Source organism: Halomonas sp. NyZ770, assembly GCF_020616575.1.
Taxonomy (GTDB): Bacteria; Pseudomonadota; Gammaproteobacteria; order Pseudomonadales; family Halomonadaceae; genus Vreelandella; species Vreelandella hamiltonii.
The window spans coordinates 620610-638259 of sequence record NZ_CP085143.1 but is presented as its reverse complement, the minus strand read 5'-3'; the positions used below and the strand labels follow the sequence as shown (position 1 = coordinate 638259).

Below are 17650 nucleotides of genomic sequence, written 5' to 3'. Positions count from 1 at the left end.
GCCCGCATGCTAGTCACCCCGACCCTGCTGCTGGCCGGTTGTGAACGAACGCTGAACGCACTGCTTGCCCGTGACCCTGCTGCCCCTGGGCGGCTGGCCGCACTGGCGGGCAGCCGTCTGCTGGTGCGTCTGGAAAAGCCACAGCTGGCGCTGCTGCTTTGCTATCACAATGCCGGACTGGACCTGCAGCACGGCGACGACGTCGATGAAAGCGACGTCGATGCGGTGGTCGAACTGACCCCGGAAACCCTCTCGGAGTGGCTCAGCGGCGCCTCCGTGGAGCGGCTGATGTTCGAGGGCAAGCTGGCCATTCGGGGGCATGTCCACTTATTGGAAGCTACCCGAGAGCTGCTGCTGGACCTGGAGGTCGACTGGGAAGGCGAGCTGGCACACTGGCTGGGCGACATGCCTGCCCATTCGCTGGCCGAAGGGCTGCGCCGCGCGGCACGCTGGGGGCTACGCGCCAAGGACGAGCTACTGCAGGATGTGTCGGAGTATGTCTTCGAAGAGGCACGCCTGCTGCCGGGCCGCCAGCAGCGCGACGTGCTGCGCGACCACCTCACCGAGCTGGAAATCGCCACCGACCGCCTGGATGCCAGACTGCAGCGCCTGAATCGGCGTCTCACGCAGTTGGCCAAGGCCAATGCGCCCGAGGAGCCGAGCGAATGAGCCTGCGGCTGTTCAAGATCGTCTGGGTAGTGACTCGGCATCGCCTGGATACCCTCGTACCTGCCGAGCGCATGCCGCTCTGGCTGCGGCTACTGACTCGCTTTTCGCCCCTCCAACTGGTGCCGGTGGGAAGCCGCAGTCGCGGCGAGCGCCTGCGACTGGCGCTGGAGGCACTGGGCCCGATCTTCATCAAATTCGGCCAAATGCTCTCGACCCGCCGCGACCTGCTGCCGGAAGACATTGCCGACGAGCTGAAACGCCTGCAGGATCAGGTGCCGCCCTTTGCTGGCGAATTGGCAGCGGCCCGGGTGGAGAAAGAGCTGGGCATGACCCTGGTGGAGGCCTTTGCGGCCTTCGACCGCGTGCCCCTCGCCTCGGCCTCCATTGCCCAGGTGCATGCCGCCACCCTGCACGGTGGCGAAGAGGTAGTGGTCAAGATCATTCGCCCCGGCATCGACCGAATCATGCGTCAGGACATGGGGCTGATGTACCAGGTAGCGAAGCTGCTGGCCAAAGTGCCCGAAGCCAGACGCCTGCGCCCGGTAGAAGTCATTCGCGACTATGAAGCCACCCTGTTCGACGAACTGGACCTCTACAAGGAGGCGGCCAACACCTCTCAGCTCAAGCGTAATTTCAAGGACTCGCCGCTCCTCTTCGTGCCCACCATCTACTGGCCCTACACGCGGCGACACGTGATGGTGCAGGAGCGCATTCGCGGCGTACCGGTGGCCGACCTGGAGACCTTGCGGGCCCGCGGCACCAATCTGAAAAAGCTCGCCGAGCGCGGCGTGGAGCTGTTCTTCACCCAGGTATTCCGGGACAACTTCTTCCACGCGGACATGCATCCCGGCAATATCTTCGTCAACTGTGACGACCCGGACGACCCCCAGTACATCGCCATCGACTGCGGTATCGTGGGCAGCCTCACCCGGGAAGACCAGGATTACCTGGCGCGCAACCTGCTGGCCTTTTTCCATCAGGACTATTACGAGGTGGCCTCCCTGCACATCGAGTCGGGATGGGTGGGCGAGAACACCCGTGCCAACGAATTTGCCGCGGCCATTCGTACCGTGTGCGAACCGATTCTGGAAAAGCCTCTGAAGGATATTTCCTTTGGGCAGGTGCTGCTGGGGCTGTTTCAAACGGCGCGACGCTTCAACATGGAAGTTCAGCCGCAGCTGGTGCTGCTGCAGAAAACCCTGCTCAACATCGAAGGGCTGGGGCGTCAGCTCTACCCGGAGCTGGACCTGTGGAGCACCGCCAAGCCCTACCTGGAGAAGTGGATGAGAGAGCGCGCGGGTATCGGCGGGCTCTGGGCATCGCTCAAGCGCCAGGCGCCGGAGCTTTCGCATCAGCTGCCAGAGCTGCCGGTGCTGGCACATCAGGCGCTCAGCCGCATGGAACATGAACACCGCCAGCGGCATCAGCAGGTCACCGCGCTCAGCCAGATGCGCCACCAGTTGAAACAACAGGGCAAACGCCAGCATCGGCTGCGCATCGGTCTGGCACTAGTGGCCATCGCGCTTGCCTGGCAGCCGCTGAGCAGTTGGGCCGCCACCCAGGATTGGCCGATTCTGGCAGCTGCCGGGGTCGGGTTGCTGCTGCTGATCTGGCAGTGAACCTTTCCAGCGCGTGCCGGATGACACTCTATTGCGATGAATAACGAGAACACCATGACAGATGCCAACCAAGCTCCCGTACTGGACGCTCTGGCCGACGTTTTGAAACAGCGTCGCCATGCGCAACCAGAAGAATCTTATGTTGCCTCCTTGCATCATAAGGGTTTGAACAAGATACTCGAGAAAGTGGGCGAAGAGGCCACCGAAACGCTGCTGGCCGCCAAGGATGCCGAGCACGGCGATGAGCAGGCCCGTCAAGCGTTGATCGCCGAAACGGCCGACCTGTGGTTTCATAGCCTGGTCATGCTGTCGCATCTGGACCTGGACCATCAGCCCGTGCTGGACGAGCTTGCGCGACGGTTTGGAATCTCTGGTCACGACGAAAAAGCGTCCCGATCACAACGTTAACCCTGCATCCATGAGGAAACGCATATGTTAGGTGGTATCAGTATTTGGCAGCTGCTGATTGTTCTGGGCATCATCATCCTGATTTTCGGCACCAAGAAACTGCGTAACGTGGGCACCGACCTGGGCGGCGCGGTCAAGGGCTTCAAGAAAGCCATGCACGAGGAAGAGAAGGACGGCGACAAGCCCTCTGACCAGCCTCAGGCCAAGGTCGCCCACGAAGAGAACGGCAACACCTATGACGTTCAAGCTGAGCAGAAGCCAGCGGCAGACGTTCACTCTGGCGACCGCAACGAAGAGCGCAAATAACCCATGCTGGATATCGGCTTTCTTGAACTCATGCTCATCGGCGTCGTGGCACTGCTGGTGCTGGGCCCGGAACGCCTGCCCAAGGCGGCGCGCACGGCGGGTCTATGGATCGGCAAGATCAAGCGCACGGTATCCGGTATGCAGCGTGAAATCAGTGCCCAACTGGAAGCCGAAGAGCTGCGGCAAAAGCTGAATGAGCAGCAGAAAAAGCTCGATGACAGCCTGAAAAAAGCCAAGCAGGATGTCGAGAGCATTGCTGACGCCCCTTCAGCCTCGTCTGCCCAGCCTTCCGCCCAGGCAGACACCGAACAGCGGGTGGCCAGGGCCAGCGCACGACTGGATGACGCTTTGCAGACCGTGCGTGAAGACCTGCCGAGCGACACCGATACGGCCGATCAAAAGGATAGACCCCACTCATGAGCATGTCTGGCAACTCCCAGCCACCGCAAAACGACCAGGGCCAGGCGCCTCTCATCGAGCATCTGATCGAGCTGCGTTCGCGCTTGATGAAGGCGGTTGTGGTGATCCTGGTGATTTTCCTGGGGCTCTATGCCTTTGCCAACGATATCTACACCTTCGTGGCCGAGCCGCTGATGGCACTGCTGCCCGAAGGCTCCCAGATGATTGCCACCGAGGTCGCCTCGCCCTTCCTGGCACCTTTCAAGCTGACGCTGGTGGTGGCGGTCTTCATTGCCATTCCTTTCGTGCTGCACCAGGCCTGGGCCTTCGTGGCGCCGGGGCTTTACGATAACGAGAAAGCGCTGGCCATTCCGATTCTCGTTTCCAGCGTAGCGCTGTTTTATGCCGGGGCAGCGTTTGCCTATTACGTGGTGTTTCCGCTGCTGTTCGAGTTTTTTACCCAAACGGGGCCGGAAAATGTCGCGGTGATGACCGACATCAACCAGTACCTGAATTTCGTGCTCAAGCTGTTCTTTGCGTTTGGCGTGGCCTTTGAAATACCCATCGCCACGTTCCTGCTGATTCTCTCCGGCGCGACGACCGTGGAAAGCCTGTCGAAAAAGCGCCCGTATATCATTCTGGGGTGCTTTGTCGTCGGTATGCTGCTGACGCCACCCGATGTGATTTCTCAGAGCCTGCTGGCGATTCCCATGTACTTGTTGTACGAAGTGGGGTTGCTGTTTGGCCGTCTGGTGCGCAAGCCCAGAAACGCCAAGCAAGCGCAGGCCGAGGAAGAGCAGACCGACTAGCCGTAGTGAATGCTGACGGCCATTAAAAAGCCTCTGTCATCCCACGATGACAGAGGCTTTTTCCCTACGGGCGGGCTTGCCAGCCTAGCCCATCATTTCATCGATACGGTCCACCAGCTTGAAGATGCCCGTGGCGGCTTCACTGATACGCGTTGCCAGCATATAGGCAGGCGTGGTGACCACGCGATGTTCGAGATCCACGACGATCTCTCCTACGCCGCAGCTACGGTGCAGCCCCCCCATGGCGCTGATCGCACCCGCCACACCGGGGTCATGCCCTACCGTCACGGCAATGCCATCCCCCAGCAGCCGTGGCACCATGACCGGGGCAATGCACATCAAGCCAATCGGTTTGGCGTCTTCCTTGAACCCTGCCAGCGCCTCCTTGACGCTTTCCAGCACCTGCATCTCGTCGCCTTGCATGGCAAAGTCGGACAGGTTCTTGGCAACGCCAAAGCCGCCAGGCACGATCACCGCATCGAAGTCATCGGACACCAGCTCGGTGATCGGACTGATCTCGCCACGCGCCAGACGGGCCGACTCCTGTAGCACATTGCGTCGCTCACCCTCCACCGGCGTCTGATCCAGGTGGTTGATGACATGGTGCTGCTCTACATCGGGTGCAAAGCAGCGATACCCGATGCCCAACTGATCCAGACGCAGCAGTGTCAGGGTCGTTTCGTAGATTTCCGAACCGTCGAACACGCCACAGCCGGCTAATACCACCGCTACCTGCTTGGTCATACCTCTCTCCTTGTCGAAGCCATGCGAATGGCTGAGTGACTCACTTTAGTCAGTCTGCCCTGCGGCCACAAGGCGGCTTTCGCTGCATGGCATGACTGATATACTCAACCCACGCCCAGAGAGTTGACCGCGCTGTTGGCCAATGCTCGTGGGGCACCCTTTTCGAGACTGTCTGGAGAGAGCCGTTGAACACCTCAAGCCCGCGCCACTTCCCCGCCACCCGAATGCGCCGCATGCGCCGGGACGACTTCTCACGCCGCTTGATGCAGGAGTCGACCCTGACACCCAACGACCTGATTCTGCCGGTGTTCGTGCTGGAAGGCGAAAATCAGCGTGAAGCGGTGGCTTCCATGCCCGGCGTGGAGCGTCTATCCATCGACCTGCTGGTCGAGCAAGCCAAGGAGGCCCATGCCCTGGGCATACCGGCCCTGGCACTGTTTCCGGTGATCGGCGCCGAGCAAAAAAGCGAGCTGGCCGAAGAAGCCTACAATGCCAGTGGCCTAGTACAGCGCACCGTGCGCGCCCTCAAGGAAGCCGTGCCAGAGCTTGGCATCATCACCGATGTGGCGCTGGACCCGTACACCAGCCACGGTCAGGACGGCATTCTCGATGCCCAGGGCTACGTGCAAAACGACCGTACGGTGGACACGCTGCTCAAGCAGGCTCTTTCTCATGCGGAAGCCGGCGCCGACGTCGTGGCCCCCTCCGACATGATGGATGGCCGGATTGGTGCGATTCGCCAGGTACTGGAGCAGGAGCAGCTGCACAACGTGCGCATCATGGCGTACAGCGCCAAGTACGCGTCGAACTACTACGGCCCCTTCCGGGATGCCGTCGGCTCCGCCGCCAACCTGGGCAAGGCCGACAAACGCACCTATCAGATGGACCCCGCCAACAGCGACGAAGCACTGCACGAAGTGGCGCTGGACATCGCCGAAGGCGCCGACATGGTGATGGTCAAGCCAGGCATGCCTTACCTTGACGTGGTGCGGCGTGTCAAAAGCGAGCTGCAGGTGCCGACCTTCGCCTATCAGGTGAGCGGTGAGTACGCCATGCACCGCGCGGCTTTCGACAACGGCTGGCTGGCCGCAGAGCCGGTGATTCTCGAATCGCTGATGTGTTTCAAACGGGCAGGTGCCGACGGCATATTGACCTACTTCGCGTTGGAAGCGGCGCGTCTTTTGCAGCGCTGACGCCATCAAGATGACAAATCGGTGACACCTGTTTGTCATCTTCCCCCTGCATACTTGACACAATTCGCGTTATAACAAGCAGCATGGGCAAGCGCCATTACCGCAGGGGGCCAGCATGGAAGACAACTCAGCCGATTCCAACACCGATGTCAGCAGTGCAGTGCCCGGTAACGAGACTTTCGTTAGCGACAGTACCGAGGTACTGCCTTTACGGGTCAACCGTACACCGACAGGAGTACAGGCCCGTGAAGTACTCCCGGAAGCCAACCTGGATGACCCACAGCTCTACTTCAATCGAGAGCTTTCGCACCTGCAGTTCAATATTCGCGTGCTGGAGCAGGCGCTGGACGATGCGCACCCGCTGCTGAACCGCCTTATGTTCCTGCTGATCTTCTCGTCCAACATGGACGAATTCTTCGAAATCAGGGTCGCAGGGCTCAAACATCAAATGGCGCTGGGCGATGACACCACCGCGGCAGATGGCCGTTTGCCCAAAGCCGTGCTGGCAGAAATCTCAACCATTGCCCATCAGCAAATCGCCCGCCAGTACACGATTCTCAACGACACCCTGCTGCCCGCCTTGGAGGCTCAGGGGCTGCGCTTTCGTCGTCGCGACCAGTGGAACGAGGCGCAAAAGGCCTGGGCGCGTGAGTTTTTCGATAACGAGATCATGCCGGTCATCAGTCCCATCGGCCTGGACCCCTCGCATCCGTTCCCGCGACTTGTCAATAAAAGCCTCAACTTCATCGTCGAGCTGGAGGGCAAAGATGCCTTTGGCCGGGCTGGCGGCATGGCGATTCTGCCCGCACCGCGCTCGCTGCCTCGCTTGATGGCCTTGCCCAAGGAGCTGTGTGCAGAGAGCTACACCGAATACGTCTTTTTGTCTTCGCTCATCCATGCCCATGCCGAGGAGCTGTTCCCTGGCATGCGCGTGCGCGGCTGCTACCAGTTCCGCCTGACCCGCAATGCGGACATGAGCGTCGACCCCGAAGAGGTCTCCGACCTGGCATCGGCGTTACGCGGAGAGCTGCTGGCACGCCGCTATGGCAGCGGCGTACGCCTGGAGGTCGCCGATAACTGCCCGGACGACCTCATCAACTTCCTGCTGCGCCAGTTCGAGCTGGACAACGACGACCTGTATCGTGTGCAGGGCCCGGTGAACCTGACCCGCATGCTGGCCGTGCTGGGCGACGTGGACCGACCCGAGCTGCTCTATCGCCCGTTTACCCCCAGCGTGCCCAAGGGCTTGAAGGGCGGCAGCCTGTTCAGCGCCATTGCCAAAAGCGACATTCTGCTGCACCACCCCTTCCAGGCCTTCTCCCCCATCGAAGACCTGCTGCGCGAAGCCGCACGCGACCCGGACGTACTGGCGATCAAGCAGACGCTCTACCGCACCGGGGCCGACTCCTCCATCGTCAGCGCGCTGGTAGAAGCCGCCAGCCAGGGCAAAGAGGTCACCGTGGTCATCGAGCTACGGGCACGCTTCGACGAAGCAGACAACCTGCAGCTCGCCTCGCGCCTGCAGGAAGCCGGGGCCATCGTCATCTACGGCATCATGGCCTACAAGACCCACGCCAAAATGCTGCATATCGTCCGCCGTGAGCGCGGCGAGCTGCGTCACTATGCGCACCTGGGCACGGGCAACTACCACGCCAAGACCGCCAAGCTGTATACCGACTACAGCCTGCTGACCGCCAACAAGGCGCTGTGTGCCGACGTGCACAAGGTCTTCCAGCAGCTCTCGGGCATGGGCCGCGCGCGCAAGATCGATACGCTGCTGCACGCACCGTTCACGCTGCACGAGCGGCTGGTGGAAATGATCGACCGGGAAGCCCAGGTCGCCCGCAAGGGCAAACGTGGCCATATCATCATCAAGTGCAACTCGCTGACCGAGCCCAAGCTGATCAAGGCGCTTTACCGAGCCTCTCAGGCGGGCGTGGAGTGCGACCTGATCATTCGCGGCATGTGCTGCCTGAAACCCGGCGTGCCGGGCGTGTCGGACAACATTCGCGTGCGCTCGATCATTGGCCGCTTTCTGGAACATACCCGAGTCTTTCACTTCCATAACGACGGCAAACCGGAAATCTGGTGCTCCAGCGCCGACTTCATGTCGCGCAACATGTTCCACCGCGTGGAAACCTGCTTCCCGTTGCTGGACAAGAAGCTCGCCACCCGGGTGCGCAAGGACCTGGAGACCTACCTGGTCGATAACTGCCAGAGCTGGCTACTGCAGAGCGATGGCAGCTACCAGCTCCAGGACCCTGGCCACGGCGATGCCATCAGCGCCCAGGAAACGCTGCTCTACGCTTACGCCACGAAGAGCTGACGACGCCCAGGCACCCTGAGTGGCCGCCACCGTTGGAAACTCAGGGGGCGTCTGGATAGGGGAATGTTCGAGGGTATGCGACACTGTCATATGTGACGCTGAATAACAGCCAAGCTGTTTCATTACCTATGACAGATACTCACCATGATTGAGCTACGCCATTTGCGCACGCTACTGGCGCTGAGGGAAACGGGGTCGCTGGTGGAAGCCGCCGAGCGCGTGCACCTCACCCAGTCGGCGCTTTCCCACCAGTTGAAAGACCTGGAAGGCCGTATCGATAGCGCGCTGTTCGTGCGCAAGACGCGCCCCGTGGAATTTACCCGCGCCGGTTTGCGCCTGCTGGCGCTGGCCGATGACATTTTGCCCGAAGTACGCAAGGCCGAGCGGGACCTGGCGCGTTTGGCAGGCACCGAGCAGGGACGCCTGCACATGGCCATCGAATGCCACAGCTGCTTTCAGTGGCTGATGCCCACCGTGGACTATTTTCGTGATCACTGGCCGGAGGTGGAAATCGACATTCCCAGCGGCCACCATTTCGACCCGCTACCTGCCCTGGCACGCGAGCAGCTGGACCTGGTCATCACCGCCGACCCTCAGCCGCTGGAAGGGGTGCACTACGAGCCATTGTTTCGTTACGAGGGGTTGTTGGCCGTAGCCCGACAGCATCACCTGGCGGGCAGTGCCTATGTTCTGCCCGCCGCCCTGGCCGAAGAGACGTTGATCACCTACCCGGTGGAGCAGTCACGACTGGACGTCTTCACCCAATTTCTGACGCCCGCCAATGTGCGCCCCAAGGAGATTCGTACGGCCGAACTGACCATCATGATGATGCAGCTGGTGGCCAGCGGCCGTGGGGTTTGCGCGCTGCCCAACTGGGCCTTGACCGAGTATCTGGAGCGCCACTACGTCAGTGCCGTCAAGCTGGGCGAACAGGGTATCTGGAGCACGCTGTACGCGGCCATTCGTGAAGAGACCATGGAGGCGCCGTGGATGCAGGACTTTTTACGCACGGCTCAGGAGACCTCCTTTGCGGTACTCTCCGGGATCAGGCCGGCGAATCGCGACGAGGAATGAGCAGGGTAAAGCGGGCACCGCCCAGCGCTGGGCTGCTGTCCACGGTGACGCTGCCGCCATGGCCACTCATGATTTTCTGCACGATGGACAACCCGAGGCCATACCCGCCCGAGCTGCGGGCTCGGCTATCGTCCAGCCGGGCAAACGGCTTGAAGATATCGGCACGAGCTTCCGGCGGTATGCCCGGCCCATCGTCTTCCACGTCGATGCGCACGAGGTGGGGTTCATCCCAGAGCCGAATGATCACCTGTGATTTGCTGTAACGACAGGCATTGCCGACCAGATTCTGTAGCGCCCGTTGAAGATAGCGAGGCTCGGCCAGCAGTTCGATGTCTGGGCCAGGGTCGAGCTCAAGCGTGAGGCCTGCGTGCAGCGGGGCCAGGGTATCGATGACCCGGTTGGCCATGGCACGGCAGTCGACCAGACTCATTTCAAGCTCGGCACCGTGCAGGGTGTCTCCCCCCAACCGGGCATAGGTCAGAATCTCATCGACCAGTTCGTCCAGCTCGGCGATATCGGCATCGATACCCTGCAGCTGCCTCTGAATGGCTGGCTGGTCGGTCATGTCTTCCACCATCTGCACAGCAAAGCGGATACGCGCCACCGGGGTACGCAGCTCATGGGAGACCGCGCGGATCATCTCCTGCTGGCCACGGAGCAAGCTCTGCACCTGATTGGCCATACCGTTGAAAGCCATGCCGACACGGCCGAGAAAATCACCGCTTTCCACTTTTACACGGGTTTCCAGGCGGCCACTGGCGATGCGGGTTGCCGCCAGCTCCAGTCGCGCCATGCGTGATTCGATACTGCGCATGATCAGATAAACGATCAGGCTGAGCACGGCCATCAGGCCGACCAGCAAGGGGAGATGCAAGTTGAGCGGCAGCGTATCGCCCCGCGTGACGGGGCCTGCCTGTAGCCACTGGGGCGTGTCACCCGGCGGGACGGGGAGCTGGTAGACCAGCGTGATGGCGAGCTTGTCGGACATCAGCCGAGTGATGACACCCCCCAGTGTCATCTGAAAGCGCTGTTCGGCGGTCAGGTCTTCTGGTGGTGCGCTCAGCAGCGTCAATGGCCAGCTACCAGAACGCAAGTGCCCCAGCGCCTGGGTACGCTCTGAGGGCGGCATATCCGCCAGCCACTCGCCCAGCGCTACCAAGGTCCCCTGCCACTGGCGCTCGCCCCAAGCGGCAAAATTCGCCTCCAGCACCCATGCCTCGTGCTGGCGTGACGAACCTGGCAGGCGCTGGCGCAGCTGCCAGGGGGGCTCCTCCACCAGCACGTTGCCTCGCTCGATACGTGTGCGCTCGAAGTAGCCCAGCGGCGTATCCGCCATGCGACGCAGCGCCAACTGCATGCCAAGCCGTTCGGCAAGCTCACCCAATAGCGCTTCCCGCTCGTCCTCTGCCACGCTGGCCAGGCGCTGAGTCATCATCGACATGGGCAACGCAGCCAGCTGTTCTCGGTAATCTTCCCGACGCACTTGCTCGATGAACGAGCGTCCCCCCAGTGCAATCAGGAACACCACGCACAGCGCCAGCCCGAGCAGCAGATAAAAACGTAAGAACGAGCCGTGACTCAGCACTCGCCGCATTGGGCGACCTCTCCTGGTTAGCTGTCCTTGACGAACAGATAGCCCTTGCTACGCACCGTCTTGATCCGGTGAGGCTGATTGGGGTCATCGCCAATCTTGGGTCGGATACGGGAGACCCGCACGTCGATCGAGCGATCCTGACCATCGTACTTGATGCCGCGCAGGTCGCTGAAAATCTCTTCACGCGTCAGTACCCGCCCAGCATTACGTGCCAACAACCACAAGAGGTCGAACTCGGCGCTGGTCAGATCGATCCGATCACCTGCCAGCCAGGCCTCGCGGGTGGCATTGTCGATTTCCAGGTTCTCGAACTTCAGGCGCATTTCACCATCGGGAGCAGGGCCGTCGGCACGTCGCAACAGGGCACGCATACGGGCCAGCAGCACCCTCGGCTGTACCGGCTTCGGTACGTAGTCATCGGCGCCCATTTCCAGCCCCAGCACCTGATCCAGGTCGTCGGTGCGCGCGGTGAGCATCATGATCGGCCCGGCGAAATTGGGCCGCACGCGGCGGCAGATGGCCAGGCCATCCTCACCGGGCAGCATGAGATCCAGAATCACCAGATCCGGCTGCAGCGTCAGGATACGATCTACCCCCTTGGCACCATCCGCCTCGATCGTCACTTGAAAGCCGTTGGCTTCCAGGTAGTCACGGGTGAGCTCCGCCAAGCGCTGATCATCTTCAATAATCAGCACATGATCCTGGTCGGGGTAGTCGGGCGTTACCGCCTCCTGCGACCCAAGTGCTTGAAATTGCTGTTCCAAGTGATCCACCATCCTTTTCCTTCACTCCGCTTAGGCAGTTTGTGTTGTCACCCGCACACCCCCTCTGCAACCGCAGGTTGTGACCGCTTTCAGGATACCCTAAAACCGAGGTAACGCCTGCCCTTTGATCAACGTTCAGTACCCATCTCCCTGACGTTTCCGTGGGTGGCTTGATTCTTCCACCATCAAGCGCTAATGTGAAGGCGCAACTGTCGACAATGTGGCAGGAGGATATCGCCATGGAAAATGGCAAGGCAAAAAGTGTGATCAAGCGTGTTTATGTACCCACCCAAGTGCGCGATCTGCCCAACGGTGAGAAGTTGAAAATCCCGGGGCATTACAAGGCCCCACCCAGCGATAGTAACAGCTGACTCGAGCGCGTCCATCGCATTGATCGCAAAAAGGCAGGCCCATTGGGCCTGCCTTTTTCAATACTTGCCTTCAGTCGTACTAGCCGTCGAGCACGCTACCCTTTGGGCCCCAGCAGGAACCAGGCTATCAGGCCCACCAGCGGGAACATCAGCAGCACGATAATCCATAGCAACTTGGCAAGACCGCCTGCCGAACTCTTGGCGACCTTGACGATGGCCCACACGACAATGACGAGCCAAATCAAACCTAACAAACCGCCGACTTCAATACCCATGATCTCTCCTTGGTGGGTTGCATCCGTGAGCATTTAGCTAAGCACATGTTAGGCAAGCGCACAAGTTTGGTTCAAGGTTCTGGCACACGCAGAATCATTTCCCCACCACGAATCTCGATGGCCAGATGATTCAGAAAACTCATGCCCAACAGGACGGTATCTCGCTCCATGCCTGGGCTGATGGAGCCCTGCACGTTACTCATGCGAATGCCGCCCAGCACCACTTCATCCAACTGGGTCAGGCTGCCTTCGACCCGGCCATTGGCGGTATTGAACCAGGCGCGCCGCCCCGGCTCCAGGCCCAACTGCGATGCCAGCTCCCCAGGCACGGCCACATAGGTCGCGCCGGTATCCAGCAAGAACGTGACGCTTTCGCCGTTGATCTCACCAGGCGCTTCGAAATGTCCGGCACGGTTGCGCTTGAGCGTGACAGGGCCATTCTCCGGCGACGTATTCATGATCTGGGCATTGGGGTAAAGCATCTGCTCGAGCCCCCCCTGTATCCACCAGGTGCCCACGGCGATCAGCAGCACCCAGAACAGCAGCATCATGACGATACCGCCTCGCTGCGACTTGGCTGTCGTCATGCTTTACCTCGCGACATCAGGAGCTTTTCCAGGCCGTCGCAGCATCGCGACCCCGGCGCTCATTCACGAACATACAAATCAGCATAGCCGTTATGAACAGCACCACACACAGGAGAATGGAAGCCTGCAGGCCTATCAAAGCCTGCAACACACCCAGCATGACGATCCCCATGACGCCTGCCAGCTTGTTGGCCAGGCCCCAGAAGCCAAAGAACTCGGCGGATTTGGGCAACGGGGAAAAGACCCCCACCAGGGCGCGGCTGGCGGACTGACTGGAGCCCAGGCTCAAGCCCGCCAGGCAGCCTACCCACAGGAAGAGATGCTGCGCCTGCCACTCCAGCCCGAAACGGCCATTCAACCAGGCCGTGAGTTCCGGCGTGGCCCATATGGCGACGATGGCGGCTACCCATAGCCCAAGGGTCATCTGATAAGTGCGTTTGGCACCCAGGCGATCCTGCAAAAAGCCAAAACCGATGGCCCCGGTGGCCGCAGTCACCTGGACGATGATGAACATGATGTTGCGTATGCTCTCATCCCAGCCAATGACCTGTGCACCGTAAATGAAGGCAAAGGCGATGATGATGTAAACACCGGCCATGGAGAACAGCAGCGACACCAGAAAAATGCTCAAATCCTTGAAGTAACGCAGCTCATGAAAGGTGCCCATGATCCGCTGCCGAGCAATCTGACGGTAAGGGACGCCAGCGGGCTGCGGTATGCCACGCTCTTTCAGCCACAGGAACGTAGGGATTGCCGCCAACAGGAAGAACCCGGCTGCGAAGGGTCCCACCCAGCGGATTCGCTCGAAATTATCCGCCGTCGCCTCCCCCAGCACCATCAGCGTGAAACCTGCAGCCACCAGTCCTCCCACATAGCCTAACGCCCAGCCAAACCCGGAAATTCTCCCCAATGCATCCAGTGGACCCAGCTCGGGAAGAAAGGCAGCAATGAACGACTCCCCCATGGAGTAGGCATAGTTCGACAGCACGATCAGCAATAACCCCAGCACCACGTAGCCCGGCGCCACGAAATAGAGCATGGCGGTGGTCAGCACCGTGGCCAGATAGCTGAAGAACAGAAAGCGTTTTTTCTCGGCACGGTAATCCATGATCGCGCCACACAAGGGAGCACTAACCACTACCATCAGATAACTGATCGCCAGCGCAAGGCTCCAAAGAAAGTTGGCCAGCCGATAGCCATCATTGCGGTCACCCACAATGACGGTGGTAAACAGCTCGCCAAAAACCACGGTAATAATTAATAACGTGTAGGCTTGATTGGCAAAATCGAACATTGCCCAGCCGAAAATTTCCCGGCGGGAAGCGTAAGGCGTTTTAGCCATTGGAGCAGCACTGGGCAGCATAAAAGTACTCGCGTGGAAAGAAGCTCAAGATTAGCAGCACCAAATGCAATACCGCCATAAAAGCGTTAACAGAATAGAGGTGACAGCGCTATCAAGTTACTCTAACTTTGCTGGATTATATAATGACAGGGACACACCAGGATGGGACTCGGCAAGTTGATCAACAAACGAGGGGGAGCTGTACTTTCAGTGTGGCTGGGCAGTTGCCTTGCTTCATTGTCTGCGTTTGCCGATGCGCCACCTGCCTCGCTTGCCGGGTTGACGTTCATTACCGAAGAGTACCCCCCCTATAACTATCTCCAGGCAGGCGAGATAAAGGGCACCTCGGTGGACCTGCTCGAGGCCATGCTGGCGCACACCAGCACCCCTCTCAAGCGTGACACCATCCGTTATTTTCCTTGGGTAAGAGGCTACGAAATTGCCTTGAACCGCCCCAATACCGTGCTCTTCTCCACCACTCGCACCCCTTCCCGAGAGCCACGCTTTCACTGGGTTGGCCCCATTGCCCGAGACCGAGTGGTGCTGCTGGCGGCAGAAGGCGCCCTGCACCCTGTCACTTCCCTGGAAGACGCCATACAGCAGGGCCTGAGCGTGGCCGTCATCCGTGAAGACATTGGCGCCCAGGCGTTGATCGAGGCGGGTTACCCGGAACGATTGATTCGCCCCGCCATCGACAATCGCAGCGCACTGCACATGTTGCTGCACCAACGGGTCGACCTATGGGCGTACAGCGAGGATGTGGCTCGCTGGATCGCCGAACAGGAAGGCTATCGTGCCGAGGTAGTGACTTCTTTATATACACTCAGCGAATCTTATCTATACTTTGCCCTGAACACTGACACCGACCCGCAGTTGGTAACGCAGTTGCAGCAGGCGCTGGAGCGGGTGAACGCTTACTCGGCAGTCACACAGGCATACCATGATGGCTAGACAGCGTTGGCGACGACTCCTCTGGAGAAGCAGCATGGTGATGCTGGGGCTGTGCGGTTGGCTGAGCTCCCCTGCGTTTGCCCACTTGCCACCACTGACCATCAATACGGAAGAGTACCCTCCGTTCAATTATCACAACGATCAGGGCGTCGTGGTCGGCTCGGCGACTCAGCAACTCCGTAATGCGCTCATGCACGCCGGGATCGATGCCGAGTTCCGCCTGCTGCCCTGGGCACGCGCCTATACCGAAGCCCAGTTGCGTGACCATCACTGCGTGTATTCCACCACGCGCACCGCCGCACGCGAGCAGCAGTTCCTCTGGGTGGGGCCATTGGTCATCAACGAGTGGTCGGCTTTCAGTCTGGCCACGCCGCCGGTACCGCTGGACGCCACTCAGTTGGCGGACCTGCAAGGCAAACGGGTGGGCAGCTTCCGGGAAGACGCTGTCGGCGATTACGTGGAGAGCCAGGGTGTGCCCGTGCTACGAGCCCCGAGTGAACGTGAAAACATGGCGCGCCTGGGCGCAGGACTGCTGGACGTGATCGTCACCGGGCGTGCCACGGCCGAGTACCTGGCCAACGCTCAGAATCTGGCAGTACAGCACCTGTTTACCTTTTATTATGCCCCGCTGTACCTGGCTTGCCACCCTAGCGTAGGTGTTGAAACCACCCGCCTGCTGCAACGCCATCTGGACACGCCCCCAGCGCCGACACAGGAGCCAGCGCCGTGAGCGTTGACAGGAGACCCTTCATGAGTGGCCGACTCACTCTCAAGCAGGCGCTGCTGACCCTGATGATTGCGCTGGTGATCAGCCTCATTGCAGGCAGCCTGGAGCTGGTGGGCCATGCCAGCACGATGCGTGAAGAGGTCAAACAGCGTACCTCGCAACAGCTGGCCATCGTCAACGGAGCGGCTGCCGAGGCCGCGTTTCAGCTCAACCCGGACTTGGCACACCAGATTGCCTATGGGCTCTTCAATGGCAACGACATTGCCCAGGTGGCCGTGCGTGACGACTTCGGCCGCGCGCTGGCAGCCTTTGACATGCAAGACCCCCGGCCCGACAGCTGGCTGGGCAAGCGGCTGTTCGGCGATATCATTCATCATGCGATGCCGCTGAGTTACTACATGGGCAGCGGAGCGCCGGAAGCCATCGTCGGTGAAATCGTCCTCTCGCTGGATGACAGCTATCTGGCCAGCCAGTTTCTGGAACGCGGCTACTCCGTCGTGGGAAGAAGCATGATCGAAGCGTTTCTATTGAGCAGCCTGGTCATTGTCTTCTTTCACTTCTTCATCACGCGCCCGCTGCTCAAGGTACATGCGGCCATCATCCATACCGACCCCACTCGCCCCGGCCAGTGGCCAAAACCCACCCTGGCCTGGCACCGCAACGATGAGCTGGGGCACCTGGTAGAGAGCCTCGACCATTTGCTGCGTGAATTCCAGTCAGGGCTGGAGCAGCGCGACCATCTTCACCAGTTGTCACAGTACGACGGCCTCACCGGCGTCGCCAACCGCCGCCATTTCGACATGTTTCTGGCCAAGCAGTGGCAGCGCTGTGCGCGCCAGCACCAGCCCTTGTCTGTCATATTCATCGATATCGACAACTTCAAGGAGTTCAACGACCACTACGGTCATGCCATGGGCGACGATACCTTGCGCGCCGTGGCCGAAGCGCTCAACGGCTGCATAAACCCGCACCGGGACCTGTTGGCCCGTTACGGCGGGGAAGAGTTCGTCTGTGTACTACCAGGCCTGGGGGCCGAAGAGGCCATGCAGATCGCCGGCTGTCTGCGTCAAGCAATCCTGGACTTGGCGATCCCCCATGCCTACTCCACCACGCATTCGCACTTGACCGCCAGCATGGGCATCGCCACGACCACCCCCGACCACCCCTTGGGTCATGACGACCTGCTGAGCAGCGCCGACCAGCAGCTCTATCATGCCAAGCGTCGCGGACGAAACCGCATCGAAACGCAAAAACGCCCGGCTTAGCCGGGCGTTTTTGCAATGGCACCACACCGCTGGGCTCGTCACAGCAGCCAGTGCGCCAGTACGGCGGAAAGCCCCACCAACATCGCAGTCACCACTGCCACCGTCACGATGCGATCCAGCCAGCGGTCGAAGGCCATCCCCTTGGGCTGCCTTCGCGTGGCTCCGTGACGTCCCTGTCTGGCCATCAGCACGCCTGCTCCATTGGTGCTTCCTCTATGATTGACGCT

20 protein-coding genes are annotated in these 17650 nt (G+C 60.5%); 13 read left to right on the top strand and 7 right to left on the bottom strand.

Annotated elements, in window-relative coordinates; genetic code table 11:
• Positions 1-6: 6 nt before the first annotated feature.
• Genes LG409_RS03140 through tatC form a run of 6 tightly spaced genes read left to right on the top strand, consistent with a single transcriptional unit; the run spans position 7 to position 4210 of the window.
• Complete coding sequence (locus LG409_RS03140) at positions 7-669, top strand: ubiquinone biosynthesis accessory factor UbiJ (RefSeq protein ID WP_039181658.1); 663 nt, start codon at positions 7-9, stop codon at positions 667-669.
• Complete coding sequence (ubiB, locus tag LG409_RS03135; RefSeq protein ID WP_096921474.1) at positions 666-2288, top strand: ubiquinone biosynthesis regulatory protein kinase UbiB; 1623 nt, start codon at positions 666-668, stop codon at positions 2286-2288. The genes LG409_RS03140 and ubiB overlap by 4 nt, the downstream gene beginning before the upstream one ends.
• Positions 2289-2342: 54 nt before the next feature.
• On the top strand, positions 2343-2696 hold the full coding sequence (locus LG409_RS03130; protein ID WP_016916129.1) for a phosphoribosyl-ATP diphosphatase: 354 nt from the start codon (positions 2343-2345) through the stop codon (positions 2694-2696).
• A 24-nt stretch (positions 2697-2720) separates the two neighbouring features.
• The gene (gene tatA / locus LG409_RS03125) at positions 2721-3002 is read left to right on the top strand and encodes a Sec-independent protein translocase subunit TatA (RefSeq protein ID WP_039181664.1); all 282 of its coding nucleotides are present in this window, start codon (positions 2721-2723) and stop codon (positions 3000-3002) included.
• Positions 3003-3005: 3 nt separating this feature from the next.
• The gene (gene tatB, locus LG409_RS03120) at positions 3006-3422 is read left to right on the top strand and encodes a Sec-independent protein translocase protein TatB (RefSeq protein ID WP_039181667.1); all 417 of its coding nucleotides are present in this window, start codon (positions 3006-3008) and stop codon (positions 3420-3422) included.
• The gene (gene tatC, locus LG409_RS03115) at positions 3419-4210 is read left to right on the top strand and encodes a twin-arginine translocase subunit TatC (RefSeq protein ID WP_144979492.1); all 792 of its coding nucleotides are present in this window, start codon (positions 3419-3421) and stop codon (positions 4208-4210) included. Before tatB ends, tatC begins: the two co-directional genes overlap by 4 nt.
• A gap of 84 nt (positions 4211-4294) precedes the next feature.
• On the opposite strand, the gene elbB is transcribed toward tatC, so the two are convergent.
• On the bottom strand, positions 4295-4954 hold the full coding sequence (gene elbB / locus LG409_RS03110) for an isoprenoid biosynthesis glyoxalase ElbB (RefSeq protein WP_227407599.1): 660 nt from the start codon (positions 4952-4954) through the stop codon (positions 4295-4297).
• Between the two features lie 185 nt (positions 4955-5139).
• On the opposite strand from elbB, the gene hemB reads away from it, so the two are divergent.
• The 3 genes from hemB to LG409_RS03095 all read left to right on the top strand — a co-directional run bounded on the left by hemB (position 5140) and on the right by LG409_RS03095 (position 9547).
• Positions 5140-6147, top strand: coding sequence for a porphobilinogen synthase (hemB, locus tag LG409_RS03105; RefSeq protein ID WP_039181676.1), 1008 nt, complete (start codon positions 5140-5142; stop codon positions 6145-6147).
• A gap of 115 nt (positions 6148-6262) precedes the next feature.
• Entirely contained in the window at positions 6263-8473 is a 2211-nt protein-coding gene (gene ppk1 / locus LG409_RS03100; RefSeq protein ID WP_227407598.1) for a polyphosphate kinase 1, read from the top strand.
• Between the two features lie 144 nt (positions 8474-8617).
• A complete protein-coding gene (locus LG409_RS03095) occupies positions 8618-9547 on the top strand; it encodes a LysR family transcriptional regulator (protein ID WP_227407597.1) in 930 nt (309 codons plus the stop codon).
• On the opposite strand, the gene LG409_RS03090 is transcribed toward LG409_RS03095, so the two are convergent.
• Together LG409_RS03090 and LG409_RS03085 are read right to left on the bottom strand one after the other, a co-directional pair.
• Positions 9519-11141, bottom strand: a complete 1623-nt coding sequence (locus LG409_RS03090; protein WP_096921479.1) for an ATP-binding protein — start codon at positions 11139-11141, stop codon at positions 9519-9521. The genes LG409_RS03095 and LG409_RS03090 overlap by 29 nt on opposite strands.
• Before the next feature lie 17 nt (positions 11142-11158).
• Positions 11159-11917 carry a winged helix-turn-helix domain-containing protein gene (locus LG409_RS03085; RefSeq protein ID WP_016916119.1) on the bottom strand — a complete coding sequence of 253 codons (759 nt, stop codon included), beginning with the start codon at positions 11915-11917 and terminating at the stop codon, positions 11159-11161.
• Between the two features lie 227 nt (positions 11918-12144).
• Here LG409_RS03085 and LG409_RS18625 point away from each other — a divergent pair, with 227 nt between their 5' ends.
• Complete coding sequence (locus tag LG409_RS18625; protein WP_016916118.1) at positions 12145-12276, top strand: hypothetical protein; 132 nt, start codon at positions 12145-12147, stop codon at positions 12274-12276.
• A gap of 95 nt (positions 12277-12371) precedes the next feature.
• On the opposite strand, the gene LG409_RS03080 is transcribed toward LG409_RS18625, so the two are convergent.
• From LG409_RS03080 to LG409_RS03070, 3 genes are all read right to left on the bottom strand, one after another.
• On the bottom strand, positions 12372-12551 hold the full coding sequence (locus tag LG409_RS03080; RefSeq protein ID WP_039181690.1) for a PLDc N-terminal domain-containing protein: 180 nt from the start codon (positions 12549-12551) through the stop codon (positions 12372-12374).
• Positions 12552-12622: 71 nt separating this feature from the next.
• On the bottom strand, positions 12623-13138 hold the full coding sequence (locus tag LG409_RS03075; RefSeq protein WP_096921480.1) for a retropepsin-like aspartic protease family protein: 516 nt from the start codon (positions 13136-13138) through the stop codon (positions 12623-12625).
• A gap of 16 nt (positions 13139-13154) precedes the next feature.
• Positions 13155-14480, bottom strand: a complete 1326-nt coding sequence (locus tag LG409_RS03070; protein WP_227407596.1) for an MFS transporter — start codon at positions 14478-14480, stop codon at positions 13155-13157.
• Positions 14481-14642: 162 nt separating this feature from the next.
• Here LG409_RS03070 and LG409_RS03065 point away from each other — a divergent pair, with 162 nt between their 5' ends.
• From LG409_RS03065 to LG409_RS03055, 3 genes are read left to right on the top strand one after another with little or no spacing between them, the layout of a single operon-like run.
• Positions 14643-15431, top strand: coding sequence for a substrate-binding periplasmic protein (locus LG409_RS03065; protein ID WP_227407595.1), 789 nt, complete (start codon positions 14643-14645; stop codon positions 15429-15431).
• Between the two features lie 34 nt (positions 15432-15465).
• A complete protein-coding gene (locus tag LG409_RS03060) occupies positions 15466-16161 on the top strand; it encodes a substrate-binding periplasmic protein (RefSeq protein ID WP_227407594.1) in 696 nt (231 codons plus the stop codon).
• A gap of 20 nt (positions 16162-16181) precedes the next feature.
• Positions 16182-17423: a GGDEF domain-containing protein gene (locus LG409_RS03055; protein ID WP_227407593.1), complete on the top strand. Its 1242-nt coding sequence runs from the start codon at positions 16182-16184 to the stop codon at positions 17421-17423.
• A gap of 38 nt (positions 17424-17461) precedes the next feature.
• Here LG409_RS03055 and LG409_RS03050 read toward each other — a convergent pair whose 3' ends face one another.
• Positions 17462-17614 (bottom strand): hypothetical protein, encoded by a 153-nt coding sequence (locus tag LG409_RS03050; protein ID WP_157779947.1) that lies wholly within the window; start codon positions 17612-17614, stop codon positions 17462-17464.
• Between the last annotated feature and the right edge of the window lie 36 nt (positions 17615-17650).